The organism is Nocardia donostiensis (genome assembly GCF_002081715.1).
Taxonomy (GTDB): domain Bacteria; phylum Actinomycetota; class Actinomycetes; order Mycobacteriales; family Mycobacteriaceae; genus Nocardia; species Nocardia donostiensis.
Genome location: NZ_MUKP01000106.1, coordinates 1 through 4,239, shown reverse-complemented (window position 1 = coordinate 4,239; position 4,239 = coordinate 1). Strand labels below are relative to the sequence as shown.

Sequence of the window (4,239 nt, the reverse complement as noted above, 5' to 3'; positions counted from 1 at the left end):
AGCGTATCCGCGCCGATATCAGGGACCTGCTGGCCGAACTCGTGACGAGCACATCCGCGCAGCACCCGGCCGATATCGCCGACCCCGCGGGCGGCGCCGACCTGGCCCGGCGCGCGCACATCCTGGAACAGGCGCACGACGTGCTGGTACAGGCTCTGGCGACGGTGGACAAGATCTGAGGTGGCCAGGCGCGCACGAGTGGACGCCGAGCTGGTTCGCCGCGGATTGGCCAGATCGCGAGAGCACGCGGTCGAACTGATCGCCGCAGGCCGCGTCCTGATCAACGGCGCCGTCGCCGGGAAACCGGCGACCGCGATCGAAGCGGGCACTCCGCTGCTGGTGAAGGAACGAGCCGACGAGGTGTCGTGGGCATCGCGAGGAGCGCACAAACTGCTCGGGGCACTGGAGGCATTCGAACCACAGGGACTGACCGTCGCCGGGAAACGCTGCCTCGACGCGGGCGCCTCCACCGGAGGTTTCACCGATGTGCTGCTGTCCAAGCAGGCGCGGGAAGTGGTAGCCGCCGATGTCGGATACGGGCAGCTGGTGTGGCGGCTGCGCAACGACGAACGTGTGCGGGTGCTCGACCGAACGAATGTCCGCAGCCTCACCGCCGAAGCGATCGGCGGTGAAGTCGAGGTGGTCGTTGCCGATCTGTCGTTCATTTCGCTCGATCTGGTGCTGCCCGCGCTCGCCGCCTGCTCCGCGCCGGGCGCGGACCTGCTGCCCATGGTGAAGCCGCAGTTCGAGGTCGGCAAGCAGCGAGTAGGCTCCGGCGGTGTGGTGCGTGATCCCCGATTGCGCGCCGAGGCGGTGCGCACGGTGGCAGCCGGCGCCGCGGAACTCGGGTTACAGACCGTGGCGGCGGTGGCCAGCCCGCTGCCGGGACCGTCAGGGAACGTCGAATACTTCCTGTGGCTGCGCAAGGAAGATACGTGCGAATACGACCGCGAACAGGTCGCGGCGCTGGTCGAAGGTGCGGTTGAGGAGGGTCCACAGTGAACGCGCAGGCGGCGGGTGGGTCCGGCCATCGGGAAATTCTGCTGGTCTCACATCCGGGACGGCCCGAGATCATCGAAACCGCGCATCGGGTCGCGAAGATCTTCGCTGACGCAGGCATCGGATTGCGGGTCCTCGACGACGAAGCCGACAGTACCCGGTTCGAATCCGGCGCGCGCTTGTTCGACCGGCCCGGTGGCTACCCGGTGCGGGTGGTCGAACACGCCCCGGATGCGGCGGCGGGCTGCGAAATGGTGCTGGTGCTCGGGGGTGACGGGACTTTCCTGCGGGCCGCGGAACTGGCCCGCACGGCATCGGTGCCGGTGCTCGGTATCAACCTGGGGCGAATCGGGTTCCTCACCGAAGCCGAGGCCGAGCACCTGGACGAGGCGCTGGCGCAGGTGGTGCATCGCGACTACCGCATCGAACAGCGGATGACCCTGGACATCAGCGTGCGCGTCGAGGACGAGATCGTCGAAACCGGGTGGGCGCTCAACGAGGCCAGTATCGAGAACGCCGCGCGGATGGGTGTGCTCGAGGTGGTGCTCGAGGTCGATGGACGGCCGGTGTCGTCGTACGGCTGTGACGGTATCCTCATCGCCACCCCCACCGGGTCCACGGCGTATGCGTTCTCCGCGGGCGGGCCGGTGGTGTGGCCGGAACTCGAGGCGTTGCTGGTTATTCCGAGCAACGCGCACGCGCTGTTCGCGCGGCCGCTGGTGACCAGCCCGGAATCCCGGATCGCGGTCGAATCCGTTGCCACCGGAGGAGATGCGATAGTTTTCCTGGATGGCAGGCGCACCCTCGCACTGCCGCGAGGCGGCCGGGTGGAAGCGGTCCGTGGTGCTCAGCCGGTGCGCTGGGTGCGGTTGGATTCCGCGCCGTTCGCGGACCGTATGGTGCGCAAGTTCGAGTTGCCGGTGACCGGCTGGCGTGGCCGACGGCGAACGGAGAGCACACGTGCTGACAGAGATAAGGATTGACGGTCTCGGCGTCATATCCACCGCCACCGCCCAATTCCACGAAGGTTTGACGGTTCTGACCGGTGAGACCGGCGCGGGCAAAACCATGGTCGTCACCAGCTTGCACCTGCTCGGTGGAGCGAGAGCCGACGCGGGCCGGGTGCGGCTCGGCGCGTCGAAAGCGGTGGTGGAGGGCCGCTTCACCGTCGACGACGTGAACGACGCGGCGCGCGCCGAGGTGCAGCAGGTGCTGGAGTCGGCCGCCGCCGAACCCGACGACGACGGCAGCATCATCGCGATCCGCAGTGTCGGCAGCGATGGGCGTTCCCGCGCGCACCTGGGTGGTCGCGGTGTACCCGCCTCGGTGCTGGCCGATTTCACTGCTCCGTTGCTGACGGTGCACGGGCAGAACGACCAACTCCGTTTGCAGCGGCCGGAGCAGCAGTTGCAGGCACTGGACCGGTTCGCAGACGACACCGTGGGTCCGCTGTTGCGCGAGTATCAGGCGCATCGGCGGACCTGGCTGGACGCCCGCACCGAACTGCTGGAACGCACTGCGCGCGGGCGTGAGCTCGCGTTGGAGGCCGAACGGCTACAGCAGTCGCTGACCGAAATCGACGCGGTCGCACCCGAACCCGGTGAGGACGAGCGGCTGGTCGCCGAGATCCGCAGGCTCAGCGACCTGGACTCGCTGCGTGAGGCGGCTGTCGCCGCGCATGCGGCGCTGGCCGGACCGGCCGACGCCCCGGAAGACGGCGGTGGCGCGCTGGACGCGTTGGGGGTGGCCCGTTCCCGGATGGAAACCGCAGAGGACCCGGCATTGGCCGAGCTCGCGCCGCGGTTGGGGGAGGTGATCGCGGTCGTGGTGGATGTGACCACCGAACTCAGCGGCTATCTGTCGGACCTGCCGTCGGACCCCGGCGCCTTGGATTCGTTGCTCACTCGGCAGGCCGAACTGAAAACCCTGACCCGCAAATACGCCGCCGATATCGATGGCGTTCTCGCGTGGGCAGACGAAGCGCGCACCCGGCTCGGGTCGTTGGATGTCTCCGAGGAGGCGCTCGCGGCATTGGCCGCCGAGGTGGATGCTGCCGCCGAGCGGGTGCGGGCCGCCGCGGTGAAACTGTCGGCCGCGCGCAGCAAGGCCGCGGGTGCGCTCGCCGCGGCCGTCAGCGCCGAACTGGGTGGGCTGGCGATGGGCAAGGCGAAACTGGAGGTGCAGGTGCGGCCGGTGTCCGCGGGTCCGCAGGATTCAGCGCCGCTCGCCGTCGACGGGGCCGAACTGCACGCGGGGCCGACCGGGGTGGACGAGGTGGAGTTCCGGCTCGCCGCGCATTCGGGCGCGCAGTCGCTTCCGTTGAGCAAGAGCGCTTCCGGCGGCGAGCTGTCGCGGGTGATGCTGGCGCTCGAGGTGGTGCTCGCCGGTTCCGATCACGGCGCGACCATGGTGTTCGACGAGGTGGACGCGGGCGTCGGGGGCCGCGCCGCGGTGGAGATCGGGCGCAGGCTGGCGCGGCTGGCCCGCACCCATCAGGTGATCGTGGTCACCCACCTCGCGCAGGTTGCGGCGTTCGCCGACACCCATCTGGTGGTGAACAAATCCGATGACGGGGAAGGCGCCGTCAACTCCGGAGTGCGGGCGCTGACCAACGACGAACGCGTGGTGGAGTTGGCGCGGATGCTCGCCGGTCTGGACGACACCGAAACCGGGCGCGCGCACGCGTGGGAACTGTTGAACATCGCCCGCGCCGAACGTATGGCTGCGTACTGATCAACAGAGGACCTTGTCCCGGCCGGTCGCCTCGGCCACCACTCGACCGGCCGGTGACGATAGGCCATAGGCATCGATGGCCCAGCTCGCGGCGCGCACCGCGCGAGTGGCAACGTGCCCGGGGCGCGAACCGGTGTATCGGCTCTGTCGAGCCGAGGGACGTCGTTCAGCCGGCCCCCCGCTATCTGCTCGCCGCGGCGGGCTGGGGAACCGGCCCGGGGAGCTTCGATTAGGAGAAGAGGACGGCCGCGCCGCCGACAGCTGCGGTCGCGGTGTCCTGGGTGGCGCCGGGAACCCGTATCCGCTCACCGGAACCCGTCGGCTGCGCATATCAGTGCGGGCAGGCGACTGCTGAGAAGCCGGAGCGGCGTCGCAGGTGGTCGCGGCTCCGGCACGTGGGTCAGCGGACGGCTTTTTTCACTCCGCCGATCATCTGGTTGATGAGGCCGCGGAGACCGATTTCGAGCACCTTGGCGGGCACGGGCAGCGACGGTTCCGACTCCATCG

3 protein-coding genes are annotated in these 4,239 nt (G+C 69.3%); all 3 read left to right on the top strand.

The window, feature by feature from the left end:
• Positions 1-180: 180 nt before the first annotated feature.
• The 3 genes from B0T44_RS26055 to recN are packed head-to-tail and all read left to right on the top strand — an operon-like array spanning position 181 to position 3,732.
• On the top strand, positions 181-1,002 hold the full coding sequence (locus B0T44_RS26055) for a TlyA family RNA methyltransferase (protein WP_077116240.1): 822 nt from the start codon (positions 181-183) through the stop codon (positions 1,000-1,002).
• A complete protein-coding gene (locus B0T44_RS26050; protein WP_077116420.1) occupies positions 999-1,982 on the top strand; it encodes an NAD kinase in 984 nt (327 codons plus the stop codon). Before B0T44_RS26055 ends, B0T44_RS26050 begins: the two co-directional genes overlap by 4 nt.
• Positions 1,960-3,732 carry a DNA repair protein RecN gene (recN, locus tag B0T44_RS26045; protein ID WP_077116421.1) on the top strand — a complete coding sequence of 591 codons (1,773 nt, stop codon included), beginning with the start codon at positions 1,960-1,962 and terminating at the stop codon, positions 3,730-3,732. The genes B0T44_RS26050 and recN overlap by 23 nt, the downstream gene beginning before the upstream one ends.
• Positions 3,733-4,239 lie beyond the last annotated feature (507 nt).